Source organism: Achromobacter sp. JCM 18799, assembly GCF_055395645.1.
Window position 1 is genome coordinate 1431646 of record NZ_AP043866.1, and the last position, 15032, is coordinate 1446677.

Consider the following 15032-nt stretch of genomic DNA (forward strand, 5'->3'; position numbering starts at 1 on the left):
TTGGCGCGGTGCCCTGCTGCAGGGAGAGCTTGCGGACATGTCCGATACCGTGGATTACATCGTGGTTGGCGCCGGCTCGGCCGGATGTGTGATGGCCAACCGGCTGAGCGCCAGCGGCGCGCACAGCGTCTGCCTGCTGGAAGCCGGCCCCAAGGACAGCAACCCGTGGATACACATCCCCATCGGCTACGGCAAGACGATGTTCCACAAGGTCTTGAACTGGGGCTATTACACCGACCCCGACCCCGGCATGCTGGACCGGCGCATCTACTGGCCGCGCGGCCGCACGCTGGGCGGCTCCAGCTCCATTAACGGCCTGATCTACATCCGCGGCCAGCGGCAGGACTACGACGCCTGGGCCGCCGCCGGCAATCCCGGCTGGAGCTGGGACGAATGCCTGCCCTATTTCCGCAAGCTGGAGAACAATGATCTCGGTCCCGGCCCCACGCGCGGCACCGAAGGCATGCTCAACGCCACCTCGATCAAGACGGCGCATCCGCTGGTGGAAGCGCTGATCGGCGCCGCGCAAAAGCTGGGCTTGCCGCATGTGCAGGACTTCAATACCGGCGACCAGGAGGGCGTGGGTTACTACCAGCTCACCACGCGCAACGGCCGCCGCTGCTCCACCGCCGTGGCCTACCTGCGCCCGGCGCAGGACCGCAGCAATCTGCGCGTGGAAACCGACGCGCACGCCATGGCCGTGCTGTTCGAGGGCCGCCGCGCCTGCGGCGTGCGCTACCGGCACGACGGCCAGGTGCACACCGTGCGCGCCCGCCGCGAAGTGGTGCTGTGCGCGGGCGCCCTGCAATCGCCGCAGCTGCTGCAACTGTCCGGCGTCGGCCCCGCGGCCCTGCTGCGCCAGTTCGGCATTGGCGTGGTGCGCGACCTGCCGGGCGTGGGCGAGAACCTGCAGGACCATTTGCAGATCCGGCTGATCTACGAGACCACCCGCCCCATCACCACCAACGACCAGTTGCGCAGCCTGACGGGCCGCGCCCGCATGGGCCTGGAATGGCTGCTGTTCCGCGGCGGGCCGCTGGCGGTGGGCATCAACCAGGGCGGCGTGTTCTGCCGCGTGGATCCTGCCAGCCGCACGCCCGACACGCAGTTCCATTTCGCCACGCTGTCGGCCGACATGGCGGGCGGCAAGGTGCATCCGTTCTCGGGCTGCACCTATTCGGTGTGCCAGCTGCGGCCCACGTCGCGCGGCCGGGTCCAACTGCGCAGCGCGGACCCGTTCGAAGCGCCGTCCATGCAACCCAATTACCTGTCCACCGAACTGGACCGCAAGATGGCGGTCGCCGCAGTGAAATATGCGCGCAGGCTCGCTGCCACCGAACCGCTGGCCGGCCTGATGAAACGCGAGTTCCGCCCCGGGCCGGAGGTGCGCACGGACGACGAGATCCTGCACTTCTGTCGCGAATACGGCGCCACGATCTTCCACCCGTCCGGCACCGCCAAGATGGGGCCGTCCAGCGACCCGATGGCCGTGGTGGACGAGCGCCTGCGCGTGCACGGCGTGGCCGGGCTGCGGGTGGTGGACTGCTCCATCATGCCGACGCTGGTGTCGGGCAACACCAACGTGCCGGTGGTGATGCTGGCCGAACGCGCGGCCGAATTCATGTTGCAGGACCTCAGGCAAGCGCAGCCGCAGGCGCTGCGCGTCGCCGCCTGAATTGGAGATGACGGACCCCGGATAGCAGAACCCCAAGGCGCAGGACAACGCAGATTGCCCGACCGCCCCACCAAAGGAGACTAGACATGGCCAAGCAAAACGAAGCCGCGGTGCGCAAAGTCGTCGCCGCGTCGCTGATCGGCGCCACCATCGAGTGGTACGACTTTTTCCTGTATGGCGTCGTCGCGGGCATCGTGTTCAACAAGCTGTACTTCCCCACGGGCGACCCGGTGGTCTCGACCATGCTGGCCTACACCACCTTTGCCGTCGGTTTCGTCACGCGGCCGCTGGGCGGCCTGATCTTCGGTCACTTCGGCGACCGCATCGGCAGAAAGAGCATGCTGGTGATGACGCTGATGATCATGGGCATCGCCACCTTCCTGATCGGGCTGGTGCCGACCTACGACAGCATCGGCATCTGGGCGCCGATCCTGCTGCTTTTGCTGCGCGTGTTCCAGGGCATAGGGCTGGGTGGCGAATGGGGCGGCGCGGTGCTGATGGCATACGAATACGCGCCACCGGGCAAGAAAGGCTTTTATGCCTCGCTGCCGCAGATCGGGCTGGCCATCGGGCTGTGCCTGGCCTCGGGCACGGTGGCGCTGCTGTCCACGCTGCTGACGGATGCGCAGTTCATGGCCTGGGGCTGGCGCATCGCCTTCCTGGCGTCGGCCGCCATGGTGCTGGTGGGCATGTACATCCGCCTGAACATCAAGGAGACGCCCGAGTTCGCGGCGGTCAAGGCCAACAACGCCGAGAGCCGCATTCCGTTCTTCGACATGCTCAAGCGCTATCCGGGCAATGTCTTCAAGGGCATGGGCGCGCGCTATATCGACGGCGTGTTCTTCAACGTGTTCGGCGTGTTCTCGATCTCGTACCTGACGCAGACGGTGCAGATCAGCCGGACCGAAGCGCTGATCGGGGTGATGGCCGCGGCCCTGGTGATGTGCTTCTTCATCCCTTTCTTCGGCCGGCTGTCCGACCGCATCGGCCGCACCCGGGTCTATTTCTGGGGATCGCTCATCACTGCGGCGGCGTCCTTCCCCGGATTCTGGCTGATGCTCAACAGCCAGGGCAGCGTGATGCTGATCTGGCTCGCGATCATCATTCCGTTCGGCATCCTTTACGCCGCGGTGTACGGGCCGGAGGCGGCGCTGTTCTGCGAGCTGTTCGACGCCAAGGTGCGCTACACGGGGATTTCCTTCGTCTATCAGTTCTCGGGGATCTTCGCCTCGGGCATCACGCCCATCATCGCAACGGCGCTGTTGAAGACGGGCGGCGGCCAGCCTTGGCTGATCTGCCTGTACGTGCTGTTCGCGGGGGTGGTATCGGCGATCTGCGCCATGCTGATCGGGCGCGGCGTGCAGCCGGCTGAATTGGAAGCGGCCGCGCCGCCTGCCATGCCGCGCGGGGGATTGGGCAAGGCCTGAACGTGAAAGCGCCGGCCATGCGGGCCGGCGCTTCTTACCCTGGGACTATGCCCGTATCAGGCCGCCGCTACCGGGCGGCCGTAGAACGGGTAGTTTGGGTCGTTGTAGCCGTGGCTCGAAGCATGGCCCGGCGTCACCCAGTCATTGACGACGGCCTCGTCCTCGGCCGTTATCTTCACGTCCAGGGCCGCGTAGTAGTCCTCCATCTGCGCCAGGGTACGCGGGCCGGCGATGACCGCGGTGATGACGGGATTGGCCAGCACCCAGGCAGTGGCGAAATGGCCCGCCTGCGTGCCGCGCGCGGCCGCGTGCGCGACCAGCTTCTGCGCGATTTCCAGGGACTCTTCGCGGAACTCGGTCGCCAGGATGCGGCGGTCGCCGCGTCCGGCGCGGGTATCGGCCGCGGGCGCCTGGCCCGGCAGATACTTGCCGGTAAGCACGCCGCGCGCGATCGGGCTGTAGGGCACGACGCCCAGGCCGTAGTGCTTGCAGGCGGGCAAGATCTCGACTTCGGGGCCGCGGTTGAGCATGTTGTAGTAAGGCTGGCACACCACGGGTTGCGGCACGCCCATTTTTTCGCACAGGCGCATGACCTCGGCGATGCGCCAGCCGCGGAAGTTGGACAGGCCGAAGCTGCGCAGCATGCCGGCGCGGATCAGGTCGCCCAGCGCCCACAGCGCTTCTTCGAGGTTTTCCTCGTGGTAGTCGCGGTGCAGGTAGAGGATGTCCATGAAGTCGGTGCCCAGGCGCGTGAGGCTTTCCTCGACGCCGCGCATGAGCCACTGGCGCGAATAGTGGGCCTGGTTCGGGCCTACACCGACGGCGTTGCCGATCTTGCTGGCGAGCACCCAGTCGTGGCGCTGGCCTTTCAGCAGCTTGCCAACCACTTCTTCGGAGCGGCCGCCGTTGTAGACGTCGGCGGTGTCGATGAAGTTCAAACCATGGTCACGCGCGGACGCGACAATGCGGGCGGCTTCGTCGTCGGGGGTCTGCTCGCCGAACATCATGGTGCCCAGGCAGAGCGGAGAGACGCGGAGATTGCTGCGGCCGAGGCGGCGGTAGTTCATGGTTGGCTTCCTCTCGTTCACGGAAATGGATTAGGCGGGAGCATGCAACGTTAAGCCCGCGCCAGTCAAATTCGCATCCGGGGCATTCTTGGGTGGATTGTTGACGTTTGGTTTTGTAAGGCTGGGGTTCTTGAGCCGCCGGCGTCCAGACTGCGGGATTCCGATGCTCGCCCCGGTGGGGCTGCGCTTCGGATCCCTCCGCCCGGCCACCGGCTCATGGTGTCTGCCCATGAGCGGGGTCAAAGCCATCGCATCAGGCGACTGTCAGCCGAGGCTGCCCGGAGCCATCCGAAGCGCAGCCCACTGGGGCGAGCATCGGAATGGCGCCGGGTGGCCTAGGCGGCTAAAGAACCCTGGCATCCGCAAGCTCGAAGCCCTGCCGTTTCGGTTTTGCGAGGCTGGGTTCTTGAGCCGCCGGCGCCCGGACTGCGGGATTCCGATGCTCGCCCCGGTGGGGCTGCGCTTCGGATCCCTCCGCCCGGCCACCGGCTCAGGGCATCCACCCATGAACGGGGAACAACCATCGCATCAGGCGAGAGTCAGCCGAGGCCGCCCGGAGCCATCCGAAGCGCAGCCCCAATGGGGCGAGCATCGGAATGGCGCAGGGTGGCCTCGGCGGTTCAGAACCCCGACATCCGCATGCTCGAAGCCCCTCGATATCCTCAAGCCAAGCCAACAACGATCTAAACCCCAGCGTCCACAGCCTCCAGGATCTTGCCGAACAGCGCGTCGGCGTGGGCCGAGTTCAGCCAGCGCACAATCACCACCATCTGCCGTTCCGGCTCCACCCAGGTAAACGAGCTGCCCGCCCCCACGCCAAAGAAGCTGGAAGCCGGCACGCTGGGGAACACGCGGCCTTCATGGTTCAGCCAGATCAGATAGCCGTAATACGGCGCGATCGCGCATGGCGTGCGCATGTCCCGGATCCATTCGCTGGACAGGATGCGGCGACCATTGGCCATGCCGTCGTTCAGCAGCATCTGGCCGATCAGCGCCTGATCGCGGGCGCTGATGGACATGCCGCCGCCCCAGTGCGAACCGCCAGGCACGGACGGCATGCGCTGGCCGTCGATCTCGACCCAGGCGTTGTCGTAGCCCACCCATTGCCAGTCTTCGCTGGCGCCGATGGGCCGCGTGACGGCTTCTCGGAAGACCTCGGGCAAGGGCTTGCGGAACAGGTGCAGCAGCGCATATGACAGCTGGTTGATGCGCACATCGTTGTATTCCCAGTACGTGCCGGGACGCTGCAAAGGCCGCGCCTCGCCCTTTTTGCCGTCCGGCGGCACGCCGAAGGTGACAGCGCGGTAGCGGTCGGCCTGGTCCGATACGCCGAAGCGTTCGCCTTCCCATTCGCTGGTCTGCTGCAACAGATGGCGCCAGGTGATGTCGGCGTTCTGCCCTTCATCGAAGCCGATGCCCGGCACGCGCTTGCCCACCGGTTCATCCACGTCCGGCAGCAGGCCCCGGTCATGGGCCACGCCGGCCAGGATCGCCAGGTACAGCTTGGCCACGCTGAAGGTCAGGTCGGCGCGTTCGGGCTCGCCCCAGGACGCGAGGGTCTCGCCGCGCACGGTGACCACGCCGGACACGGGGCCGCGGTCGTGGATCGGGCCCAGCAGGCGGTTCCAAGGCGGCGGATCGTTCAGGTGTACGCCGAAGTTGCCCTTGACGCTGCGGTCCCAGGCGGATTCGTGGTCGTTGGCGAACTGGATCGCCTGCTGCATGAGTGTGTTCATCGTTTCCCTCGTTATGTGTGTGTCTCAGGCCGGGGCGTTTGCACGCGCCCCGGCCAGGAATTCCATTGCCGCCTGCACGCCGCCCGCGCGATGCGGTACGCCTGCCGCGCCCAGGCCCATTTCCACGCCGGCCAGCGTGCCGCACAGCGTCAGGTCGTTGAAGTGGCCCAGGTGGCCGATGCGGAACACGCGGTCGGTGAGCTTGCCCAGGCCCTGTCCCAGCGACATGTCGAAGCGTTCCAGCACCAGCTTGCGGAAGGCGTCGGCCCCATGGCCTTGCGGCATGATCACCGCGGTCAGCGCCGGGCTGTGCGCGGCCGGATCCAGGCTCAGCAGCTCCAGACCCCAACCGGCCAGGGCCAGGCGCGTGGCCTGGGCGTGGCGCTGGTGGCGCGCGAAGACTTGCGGCAAGCCTTCTTCGCGCAGCATGGCCAGGGCTTCATGCAGGCCGTAAAGCAGATTGGTCGACGGCGTGTACGGAAAGTAGCCGCGGGCGTTGGCGGTGAGCATCTCGCGCCAGTCCCAATAAGAACGCGGCAGCCGCGCCTCGTCGGCCGCGGCCAGGGCGCGCGCGCTGACGGCGTTGAAGGCCAGGCCTGGCGGCAGCATCAGCCCTTTCTGCGAGCCGGCCACGGTCACGTCCACGCCCCATTCGTCGTGGCGGTATTCGATGGAGCCCAGCGACGAAATCGTGTCCACCATCAGCAGCGCCGGATGCGCGGCGCCGTCGATCGCGGCGCGCACGGCCGCAATGTCGCTGGTCACGCCGGTGGAGGTTTCGTTGTGCACCACGCACACGGCCTTGATCTTGCGCCCCTGGTCGTCGGCCAGGCGGGCGGCGATGGCGGCCGCGTCCACCGGGTGGCGCCAGTCGCCTTCCAGGAAGTCCACCTCCAGGCCCAGCCGCCCTGCCAGCTTGCGCCACAGGCTGGCGAAATGGCCGGTCTCGACCATCAACACGCGGTCGCCGAGCGACAAGGTGTTGACCAGGGCGGCTTCCCAGGCGCCGGTGCCGGACGACGGAAAGATCACCACCGGCGACTGCGTCTGGAACACCTGCTTGACGCCTTCCAGCACCGCCAGACCCAACACCCCGAACTCGGGTCCGCGATGGTCGATGGTGGGCTGGTCGATGGCGCGCAGCACGCGGTCGGGCACGTTGGTCGGCCCCGGAATCTGCAGGAAATGCCGGCCGGACGGATGACTGTTCAGGGTAAGCATGCGTAGTCCCAAAGTGGAATATTTTTGTATACCAATGAAAAGCGCAGGGCAGACAAGCAGGGCTTGCCCAACGCGCGGACTTGCGGCATGCGTCACTCTATCCCATTGTTTTTGCGTTAATAACCTAGGGTATACACCCATCAGGCGATACCGAAAGACGGGTTTATAGTCTCGCAAAACACGGGGAATTTTTGTATACCAATGAGCAGCGTTTCCAGCCTGATGCCTGATTCCGGCGCCGCCAGCGTGGCCGCCGAAACCGCCCCGCCGTCCGCGGCCCGCGGCATGGGCAACGGCCGCACGCTGCCGGCCACGGTGGCCGGGCAACTGCGCGAACGCATCATCCAGGGCGAATTTCCGCCCGGCACGCGGCTGAACGAACGCACCCTGTGCGACCTGCTGGGCGTGTCCCGCACGCCCTTGCGCGAAGCCTTCCGCGTGCTGGCCGCCGAAGGCCTGGTACAGATCGAGCCGAACCGCGGCGCGCAAGTGGTGGCGCTGTCGGAGGCCAACATCCGCGAAGCCTTCGAGGTCATCGGCGGGCTGGAGGCCATGTCCTGCCGGCTGGCCTGCGAACGGGCCACGGCCACCGAGATCGCCGAGATCCGCGCGCTGACCTACGAAATGATGGCCAGCCACGCGCGCCACGACCTGCCCACCTATTTCCGCACCAATCGCGAGATCCACGAACGCATCAGCCTGGCCGCGCACAACAGCCTGCTCAAGCAGCTGTACGACGCGCAGAACGCGCGCATCCAGAACCTGCGTTTCGTCTCGAACGAAAACCGCCAGAAATGGGATCTGGCGATGCGCGAGCACATCGAGATGGCCGAGGCCCTGGACGCGCGCGACGCGGACCGGCTGGCCGGCATCATGCGCCAGCACTTGCAGCGCAAGTGCGAGGCCGCGTTGAAGACCCTTACCCAGCCGCCCGCGGCGGCGGCCGATTCCGGCTGACCCGCCGCAGGCAGCGCAGCGGGCCGCGCCGCCCGCGACAAGATGGCAGATAAGCAGTACGTGCAGTGACTTCCACAGGAGCCTCACCATGACTGATTTCCGCGTCACCCCCGCAGCATCCGCGCCGACCTGGCGCAGCCCTCTCCCCCTCAAGGCCCTGGCTGCCGCCCTGCTGGCCTGCGCCACGCTGGCGGCCCAGCCGGCGCTGGCCGGCAAGAAGGACGACACCTTGCGCATGGCCTACGACCAGGCGCCAGAAAGCGTGGACCCCTACTACAACAACGTGCGGATCGGCGTCATCATCGCCGCCAACGTCTGGGACACCCTGCTCTACCGCGACCCGGTCACCAACGAGTACAAGGGGCAGCTCGCCAAGAGCTGGAAGCAGGTCGACGACAAGACCATGGAATTCGAACTGCGCGAAGGCGTCAAATTCCATAACGACGAGGAGTTCGATGCGGACTCGGTGGTTTACACGCTGAACTATGTGGCGGATCCGAAGAACAAGGCCGTGACGCAGCAGAACGTGGCCTGGATCGACAAGGTCGAGAAGATCGACAAATACAAGGTGCGCCTGATCACCAAGGAGCCCTTCCCCGGCGCCAAGGAATACCTGTCCACCACCGCCGCCATCCATCCGGCCAAGTACTACCAGGAAGTCGGCCCCAAGGGCATGAACGCCAAGCCGGTGGGCTCCGGTCCCTACAAGGTGGTGGATTACCAGCCGGGCAAGTCCATCACGCTGGAACGCAATGCCGATTACTTCAAGGATTCGCCCAAGGCCCAGCCCAAGATCGGCAAGGTGGTGATCCGCTTCATCCCCGACCGCCAGACGCAGATGGCCGAGGTCATCTCGGGCGGCGAGGACTTGATCATGAGCGTGCCCAAGGACCAGGCCGAGCAGCTGGGCGGCATGCCCTCGCTGCAGATGGTCACCGGCAACACCATGCGCATCGTGTTCATGCAGATGAACATCCAGGAAGGCACGCCGGCCCCGCAGCTCAAGGACGAACGCGTACGCCGCGCCATCATCCACGCCATCGACCGCGAATCCATGTTGAAGAACATCGTGGGCGAAGGCGGCGGCCTCATCAACACCATCTGCACTCCTTCGCAGACGGGCTGCACGCAGGAAGGCGCGCCGGTCTACAAGTACGATCCGGCCCAGGCCAAGAAGCTGCTGGCGGAAGCCGGCTACCCCAATGGCTTCGACATCGACCTGGTGGCCTACCGCGAGCGCAACCAGACCGAAGCCATCATCAACTACCTGCAGGCGGTCGGCATCCGCGCCAAGCTCAACTTCCTGCAATACGCCGCCATGCGCGACATGATCCGCGCCAACAAGGCCTCGCTCACGCACCAGACCTGGGGCTCCAACCTGGTCAACGACGTGTCCGCGTCCACGCCGGTGTACTTCGCCTTCGGCAACGACGACGTCACCCGCGACGCGCAGGTGCGCGACCTGCTCACCAAGGGCGACCGCACCATCGACAGCGCCGCGCGCAACGCCGCCTACAAGCAGGCGCTGGACCTGATCGCGCAGAAGGCCTACGCGGTGCCGCTGTGGACCCTGCCCGCCTACTACGTGGCCACCAAGGACGTGAACTTCAAACCCTATTCGGATGAACTGGTGCGCTTCTGGGACATGAGCTGGAAGTAAGGCACGGCCCCGCGCCGGCCCGGCATCGCGCCGGGCCGGCGTGAGTCCAACGAAGAGGAAGCCCTATGCTGTATTTCACGATCAGGCGCCTGGGCCTGGCGGTGCTGGTGGCGCTGACGGTTTCGATCCTGGCGTTCCTGCTGCTGCACCTGTCCGGCGACCCGGCGCTAGCCCTGGCCGGCGAAGGCGCGCGCCAGGCCGACATCGACATGATCCGCAAGACCTACGGCCTGGACCGGCCGCTGGCGGTGCAGTACGCGGACTGGCTCTGGCATATCCTGCAGGGCGACTTCGGCACCTCGGTGTATTTCAAGACCGAGGCCGGGCCGCTGATCCTCTCCAAGCTCAAGACCACCCTGCTGCTGGGCCTGGGCGCGCTGGCCTTCGCGCTCCTGATCTCGATTCCGCTGGGCGTGCTGGCGGCGCTGTACAAGGGCAGCCTGATCGACCGCATCTGCCTGGCCATCGCCGTGCTGGGACAGGCGCTGCCCAACTTCTTCTTCGCGCTGATCCTGATCATGCTGTTCTCGATCTCGCTGCGCATCCTGCCGGTGTCGGGCAGCGGCAGCTGGCAGCATTTCGTGATGCCGGCGATCGCGCTGGGGTACTACGTGGCCCCTGCCTTCATGCGCCTGATCCGCGCCGGCATGATCGAAGTCCTGGCCGCCGACTACATCCGCACCGCCCGCGCCAAGGGTCTGCCGGCGCGCAAGATCGTCTTCAAGCATGCGCTGCGCAACGCCATCGTGCCGGTGGTGGCGCTGGCGGCGGTGCAGCTGGGCTACCTGCTGGGCGGCTCGGTCGTCATCGAGACCATTTTCGCGCTGGACGGGCTGGGCTACCTGGCCTACCAGAGCATCACCTACAAGGACTATCCCGTGATGCAGCTCATCGTGCTGCTGCTGTCGGTGCTGTACGTGCTGCTGACCCTGGCCGCCGATATCGCCAACGCGTGGCTGGACCCGCGCATCCGGGTGTCCTGACATGAACACGCCTACCCTTACCCCCGCTACCGGCGCCCCGGCGCCGCTGGAACTGTCCGCGTCCGCCCTGCGCTGGCGGCGGCTGCGGCGCAACAAGGCGCTGCTGGCCGGCGGCGGCATCCTGCTCGTCATCGTATTGATCGCGTTGTTCGCGCCCTGGATCTCGCCGCACGATCCCTATTATCAGGACCTGGCCTACCGCACCGCGCCGCCGGTCTGGTACGCCAAGGGCACCTGGCTGCATCCGCTGGGCACCGACCAGCTGGGCCGCGACTATATGTCGCGCCTGTTCTACGGCGCCCGCATCTCGCTCTTGATCGGCATCAGCGTGGCGCTGATCTCGGGCCTGATCGGCACGGCCATGGGGATGGCGGCCGGCTACTTCGGCGGCAAGGTCGACATGGCGGTGTCGTTCCTGATCACCACCCGTTTGTCCATGCCCGTGATCCTGGTGGCGCTGGCCACCGTCGCCATCGTCGGCGGCTCGCTCTGGGTGGTGATCCTGGTCCTGGGGCTGCTCAAGTGGGACCGCTACGCGGTGGTGATGCGCAGCGCCACCCAGCAGGTGCGCTCGCTGGAATACGTGGCCGCGGCGCAGGCGGCGGGCGCGTCCACCTGGCGCATCGTCTGGGGCGAAGTGTTGCCCAACGTGGTGCCGCAGCTGATCGTGATCGCCACGCTGGAAGCCGCCAGCGCCATCCTGCTGGAAGCCTCCCTGTCCTTCCTGGGCCTGGGCGTGCAGCCGCCGCTGCCGTCGTGGGGCCTGATGATCTCGGAGGCCAAGGCCTATATGTTCTTCTCGTTCTGGCTGATCGCCATCCCCGGGTCGGCGCTGGCCTTGCTGATCTTCGCGATCAACCTGGCCGGCGACGGGCTGCATCAACTCCTGACGCCTGAAGAGAGGGCCTGAGCATGAGCGACACCGACATCGTGCTGGATGTGCAGGGCCTGACCGTCGACATCGCCACGCCGCGCGGCCCGCTGCATGCGGTGCGCGACGTGTCCTTCCAGGTCCGGCGCGGCGAAACGCTGTGCCTGGTGGGGGAATCCGGCTGCGGCAAGTCCATGACCTCGCTGGCCATCATGGGGCTCTTGCCCAAGGCTGCCCGCCGCAGCACGCGCCGGCTGGCGGTGCTGGGCGAAGACCTCTCGAACGCACGCGGCGGCCGCATCAACGCCTTGCGCGGCAGCAAGATGGCGATGATCTTCCAGGAACCCATGACGGCGCTGAATCCCGCCTACGCCATCGGCGAGCAGCTGACCGAGCATTACATCCACCACTGCAAGGCCGGCGCGCGCCAGGCGCGCGACCGCGCGGTGGAACTGCTGGAGAAGGTCGGCATCGCCTCGGCGGCGCAGCGCCTGTCGCAGTATCCGCACCAGTTGTCGGGCGGCCTGCGCCAACGCGTGATGATCGCCATGGCGCTGATGTGCGGACCGGAACTGCTGATCGCCGACGAGCCCAGCACCGCGCTGGACGTCACCATCCAGGCGCAGATCCTGCGCCTGCTGGCCGACCTGCAGGCCGAGCTGGGCATCGCCATGGTGCTGATCACCCACGACCTGGGCGTGGTGGCGCGCATCGCGCGCCAGGTGGCGGTGATGTACGCGGGCCAGATCGTGGAAGAAGGACCGGTGGCGGAACTGTTCGCCTCGCCGCGTCATCCCTACACCCAGGGGCTCCTGGGCTGTATCCCCGTACCTGGACGCACGCCGCCCGGCGAGGCGCTGGGCACCATACCCGGCGTCGTGCCCGCGCTGGTGGGCGAGCTGCAAGGCTGCGCCTTCCGCGACCGCTGCCCGCACGCCCAGCCGCAATGCCGCCATGAGGTGCCCGTGCATGGCGCCGCCTCGGGCCAGCAATGGCGCTGCATCCTCGAATCCGAAGGAGTCCCGGCATGAGCCCCTTGCTGCAAGCCGAGGCCGTCAGCAGGCAATTCTCGATCCGGTCGGGCATGTTCCGGCCGCGCAGCACGCTGCACGCCGTCAACGGCGTGGACCTGGCGGTGGAGCGCGGCGCGGTGCTGGGCATCGTGGGCGAATCCGGCTGCGGCAAATCCACGCTGGCGCGCATGCTGCTGGGGCTGACGCCGCCCACCGAAGGCGCGATCCGGCTCGACGGCCAGGACATCCGCAGCCTGGGCCGGCGCGCGCTCGCCCGCCGCGTCCAGCCTATCTTCCAGGATCCGTATTCTTCGCTCAATCCGCGCCGCTCCATCGCTTCCATTGTGTCGCTGCCGCTGGAAGTGCACGGCATCGCCAATCCGAAGCAACACAAGGCCATCGAAATGCTGGAGCGCGTGGGCCTGCCGCCGCGGCTGGCCCACAACACGCCGGGCCAGTTGTCCGGCGGGCAGCGCCAGCGCGTGGCGATTGCGCGGGCGCTGGTGATGCATCCCGAGATCGTCATCTGCGACGAGCCGACCTCGGCGCTGGACGTGTCGGTGCAGGCGCAGATCATGAACCTGCTGATGGACCTGCGGCGCGAGTTCAATCTGACCTATGTCTTCATCAGCCACAACCTGGCGGTGGTGGAGCACATCGCCACCCAGGTGGCGGTGATGTACCTGGGCCGGGTGGTGGAATCCGCCGCCACCGCGCAGCTGTTCCATGATCCGCGCCATCCCTACACGCAGGCGCTGCTGGCCTCGGTGCTGACGCCCGAACCCGGCCTGGGCATACCCGACATGGGCCTGGGCCTGTCGTTCCCGGACCCGCTGCGTCCGCCCCCGGGCTGCCCGTTCCATCCGCGCTGCCAGCAAGCCATGGCGCAATGCAAGACCGAGCGCCCGGCATTGGTCCGGCGCGAACAATCCGTGGTGGCCTGCCACCTCTATCCCCCTACCTCCAACGGAGCCCAGCCATCATGACCCGCGCACAAGCCATCGCCCAGGCGGAACAGTGTTTTGATTCCGGCGCCTTCCGCGCGCTCTTGGCTCGCCGCCTGGCCCAGCCCACCGAGAGCCAGAACCCCGCGCGCGCGCCCGAACTCGCCGCCTACCTGGAAGCCGAGATCCGGCCCGCCTTCGAGGCCCTGGGCTTCACCTGCCGCACGCTGACGCACCCCAAGGCGCTGGCGCCGTTCCTGTATGCCGAGCGCATCGAGGACCCCGCCCTGCCCACCGTATTGGGCTACGGCCATGGGGACGTCATCCGCGGCCTGGAAAAGGAATGGAAGGAAGGCCTGTCGCCCTGGGCGCTGACCGAGTCCGAGGGCCGCTGGTATGGCCGCGGCATCGCCGACAACAAGGGCCAGCACAGCATCAACATGGAGGCGCTGCGCCTGGTGCTGGAAACGCGCGGCAAGCTGGGCTTCAACGCCAAGTACCTGATCGAGATGGGTGAGGAAACCGGCTCCATGGGCCTGCGCGACCTGTGCGAGGAGCATCGCGCAATGCTGGCGGCGGACCTGCTCATCGCCTCCGACGGCCCGCGGCTGAGCGCCGAACGCCCAACCATCTTCCTCGGCGCGCGCGGCAGCCTGAACTTCGACCTGAGCATCGAGGCCCGCGCGGGCGGACATCATTCGGGCAACTGGGGCGGCCTGATCTCCAACCCGGGCATCCAGCTGGCCCATGCCATCTCCTCCCTGGTTTCGCCCTCCGGCCAGATCCGCATCCCGGAATGGGTGCCGCGTGAACTGCCCGACGCCGTGCGGCGCGCCCTGGCCGATTGCCAGGTGGACGGCGGCGCCGACGGCCCGGAGATCGAGCCCTGGTGGGGCGAGCCGGGCCTGTCGCCGGCCGAACGCGTGTTCGGCTGGTGCTCGTTCGAGGTGCTGGCGTACAAGACCGGCAATCCCGACACGCCCGTCAACGCCATTCCGCCGCGCGCCTGGGCGCGCTGCCAATTGCGCTTCGTGGTGGGCGTGGATCCGGACGACCTGGTCCCCGCCCTACGCCGCCACCTGGACCGCCAGGGCTTTCCCATGGTCCAGATCACGCTGACGCGCGAGAACATGTTCCGCGCCACCCGCATCGACCCCGACGACGCCTGGGTGCGCTGGGCGGTGGATTCGCTGGAGCGCACCTCCGGCGCCAAGACCGCCGTGCTGCCCAACCTGGGCGGTTCCCTGCCCAACGACATCTTCACCGACGTGCTGGGCCTGCGCACGATCTGGGTGCCGCACTCCTATCCAGGCTGTTCCCAGCACGCGCCGAATGAACACTTGCCGCCGGCTTTGCTGCGGCAGGCGTTGAGCCTGATGACGGGACTGTATTGGGACTTGGGCGCGGGCGGCACGCCGGCATTGGAGCGCTGAGACGCGAGGCCACGGCCCGTTCGCATTCAAAGGACCATGCGCCGG

General features: G+C 67.2%; 12 protein-coding genes. 9 read left to right on the forward strand and 3 right to left on the reverse strand.

Annotation, left to right across the window (positions count from 1 at the left end):
- Positions 1–37: 37 nt before the first annotated feature.
- Both ACZ5YA_RS06850 and ACZ5YA_RS06855 read left to right on the forward strand, forming a co-directional pair.
- Positions 38–1675, forward strand: a complete 1638-nt coding sequence (locus ACZ5YA_RS06850) for a GMC family oxidoreductase (RefSeq protein WP_464092235.1) — start codon at positions 38–40, stop codon at positions 1673–1675.
- A gap of 86 nt (positions 1676–1761) precedes the next feature.
- Positions 1762–3102, forward strand: a complete 1341-nt coding sequence (locus ACZ5YA_RS06855; RefSeq protein ID WP_059380578.1) for an MFS transporter — start codon at positions 1762–1764, stop codon at positions 3100–3102.
- Positions 3103–3158: 56 nt separating this feature from the next.
- Here the strand turns inward: ACZ5YA_RS06855 and ACZ5YA_RS06860 are convergent, their stop codons facing one another.
- From ACZ5YA_RS06860 to ACZ5YA_RS06870, 3 genes are all read right to left on the reverse strand, one after another.
- On the reverse strand, positions 3159–4169 hold the full coding sequence (locus tag ACZ5YA_RS06860) for an aldo/keto reductase (protein ID WP_464092236.1): 1011 nt from the start codon (positions 4167–4169) through the stop codon (positions 3159–3161).
- 683 nt (positions 4170–4852) lie between these two features.
- A complete protein-coding gene (locus ACZ5YA_RS06865) occupies positions 4853–5905 on the reverse strand; it encodes a serine hydrolase domain-containing protein (protein ID WP_251879838.1) in 1053 nt (350 codons plus the stop codon).
- Between the two features lie 24 nt (positions 5906–5929).
- On the reverse strand, positions 5930–7126 hold the full coding sequence (locus tag ACZ5YA_RS06870; RefSeq protein ID WP_464092237.1) for a pyridoxal-phosphate-dependent aminotransferase family protein: 1197 nt from the start codon (positions 7124–7126) through the stop codon (positions 5930–5932).
- A gap of 222 nt (positions 7127–7348) precedes the next feature.
- Between ACZ5YA_RS06870 and ACZ5YA_RS06875 the strand changes: the two genes are divergently transcribed.
- The 7 genes from ACZ5YA_RS06875 (at position 7349) to ACZ5YA_RS06905 (ending at position 14987) form a co-directional block, all read left to right on the forward strand.
- The gene (locus tag ACZ5YA_RS06875; protein ID WP_373429148.1) at positions 7349–8083 is read left to right on the forward strand and encodes a GntR family transcriptional regulator; all 735 of its coding nucleotides are present in this window, start codon (positions 7349–7351) and stop codon (positions 8081–8083) included.
- An 88-nt stretch (positions 8084–8171) separates the two neighbouring features.
- Positions 8172–9743, forward strand: a complete 1572-nt coding sequence (locus ACZ5YA_RS06880) for an ABC transporter substrate-binding protein (protein WP_464092238.1) — start codon at positions 8172–8174, stop codon at positions 9741–9743.
- 65 nt (positions 9744–9808) lie between these two features.
- The gene (locus ACZ5YA_RS06885) at positions 9809–10726 is read left to right on the forward strand and encodes an ABC transporter permease (RefSeq protein WP_054456461.1); all 918 of its coding nucleotides are present in this window, start codon (positions 9809–9811) and stop codon (positions 10724–10726) included.
- 1 nt (position 10727) lies between these two features.
- Positions 10728–11636 (forward strand): ABC transporter permease, encoded by a 909-nt coding sequence (locus ACZ5YA_RS06890; protein WP_251879834.1) that lies wholly within the window; start codon positions 10728–10730, stop codon positions 11634–11636.
- Positions 11637–11638: 2 nt separating this feature from the next.
- On the forward strand, positions 11639–12628 hold the full coding sequence (locus ACZ5YA_RS06895; protein WP_251879831.1) for an ABC transporter ATP-binding protein: 990 nt from the start codon (positions 11639–11641) through the stop codon (positions 12626–12628).
- Positions 12625–13596, forward strand: a complete 972-nt coding sequence (locus ACZ5YA_RS06900) for an ABC transporter ATP-binding protein (protein ID WP_059380107.1) — start codon at positions 12625–12627, stop codon at positions 13594–13596. The genes ACZ5YA_RS06895 and ACZ5YA_RS06900 overlap by 4 nt, the downstream gene beginning before the upstream one ends.
- Complete coding sequence (locus ACZ5YA_RS06905) at positions 13593–14987, forward strand: M20 family metallopeptidase (RefSeq protein WP_118933933.1); 1395 nt, start codon at positions 13593–13595, stop codon at positions 14985–14987. The genes ACZ5YA_RS06900 and ACZ5YA_RS06905 overlap by 4 nt, the downstream gene beginning before the upstream one ends.
- The last annotated feature ends 45 nt before the right edge of the window (positions 14988–15032 follow it).

What these genes read in the sequence shown, in the direction of transcription:
- ACZ5YA_RS06905 (WP_118933933.1), top strand. Translation starts at nt 13,593, where the DNA reads ATGACCCGCGCACAAGCCATCGCCCAGGCGGAACAGTGTTTTGATTCC.
- ACZ5YA_RS06850 (WP_464092235.1), top strand. Translation starts at nt 38, where the DNA reads ATGTCCGATACCGTGGATTACATCGTGGTTGGCGCCGGCTCGGCCGGA.
- ACZ5YA_RS06900 (WP_059380107.1), top strand. Translation starts at nt 12,625, where the DNA reads ATGAGCCCCTTGCTGCAAGCCGAGGCCGTCAGCAGGCAATTCTCGATC.
- ACZ5YA_RS06865 (WP_251879838.1), bottom strand. Translation starts at nt 5,905, where the DNA reads ATGAACACACTCATGCAGCAGGCGATCCAGTTCGCCAACGACCACGAA.
- ACZ5YA_RS06860 (WP_464092236.1), bottom strand. Translation starts at nt 4,169, where the DNA reads ATGAACTACCGCCGCCTCGGCCGCAGCAATCTCCGCGTCTCTCCGCTC.
- ACZ5YA_RS06870 (WP_464092237.1), bottom strand. Translation starts at nt 7,126, where the DNA reads ATGCTTACCCTGAACAGTCATCCGTCCGGCCGGCATTTCCTGCAGATT.
- ACZ5YA_RS06895 (WP_251879831.1), top strand. Translation starts at nt 11,639, where the DNA reads ATGAGCGACACCGACATCGTGCTGGATGTGCAGGGCCTGACCGTCGAC.
- ACZ5YA_RS06880 (WP_464092238.1), top strand. Translation starts at nt 8,172, where the DNA reads ATGACTGATTTCCGCGTCACCCCCGCAGCATCCGCGCCGACCTGGCGC.
- ACZ5YA_RS06855 (WP_059380578.1), top strand. Translation starts at nt 1,762, where the DNA reads ATGGCCAAGCAAAACGAAGCCGCGGTGCGCAAAGTCGTCGCCGCGTCG.
- ACZ5YA_RS06890 (WP_251879834.1), top strand. Translation starts at nt 10,728, where the DNA reads ATGAACACGCCTACCCTTACCCCCGCTACCGGCGCCCCGGCGCCGCTG.
- ACZ5YA_RS06875 (WP_373429148.1), top strand. Translation starts at nt 7,349, where the DNA reads ATGCCTGATTCCGGCGCCGCCAGCGTGGCCGCCGAAACCGCCCCGCCG.
- ACZ5YA_RS06885 (WP_054456461.1), top strand. Translation starts at nt 9,809, where the DNA reads ATGCTGTATTTCACGATCAGGCGCCTGGGCCTGGCGGTGCTGGTGGCG.